This is a genomic window from Leucobacter sp. PH1c, assembly GCF_000633415.1.
Classification (GTDB): Bacteria; Actinomycetota; Actinomycetes; order Actinomycetales; family Microbacteriaceae; genus Leucobacter.
In genome coordinates this window covers 1-581 of the sequence record NZ_AYMV01000066.1, presented here as the reverse complement: position 1 = coordinate 581, position 581 = coordinate 1, and the positions used below count along the sequence as shown (strand labels likewise).

Annotated in this window: 1 protein-coding gene; it reads right to left on the bottom strand. The window is 71.1% G+C overall.

Annotation, left to right across the window (positions count from 1 at the left end):
• Nucleotides 1–18: 18 nt before the first annotated feature.
• A partial coding sequence (locus U874_RS0113920) for an STAS domain-containing protein (protein WP_025135144.1) occupies nucleotides 19–581 on the bottom strand: 563 nt, incomplete at its 5' end.

Below are 581 nucleotides of genomic sequence, written 5' to 3'. Positions count from 1 at the left end.
CAGGGCGCGCCGCGGAGGCTAGCCCTCGCCGAGGCCGCCGCTCAGGCGCCCGTGCAGGGCGCGCGTGCGGTCGTTCATGCCCGTGAGCTCCACACGGATCCCGCGCCGCGCGTACCGCGTCTCGATCGCGTCGATCGCGGCGACGGTCGAGGCGTCCCAGATGAGTGCGGCGCTCAGATCGATCTCCACGCGGCTCGGATCCTCCGCGTAGGAGAACTGCGTGGTGAGCTCGTTGCTCGATGCGAAGAAGAGCTCCCCTCGCACCGCATAGTGCGCGATCGGGGCATCGGCGTCCCCTCGGAGCGAGCGAGTCACCTCGACCACGCTTGCGACGCGGCGCACGAACAGCACGGACGCCGCGACCACGCCGACGCCGACGCCGATCGCGAGGTTGTGCGTGACGAGCACGGCGGCCACGGTGAGCAGCATCACGATCGTCTCGCTCCGGGGGAGGCGGCGGAGCGTCGAGGGGCGGATCGAGTGCCAGTCGAACGTCGCGACGGATACGGCGATCATCACCGCGACGAGCGCGGCCATCGGGATCTGCGCGACGACGTCGCCGAGCACGAGCACGAGGAGGA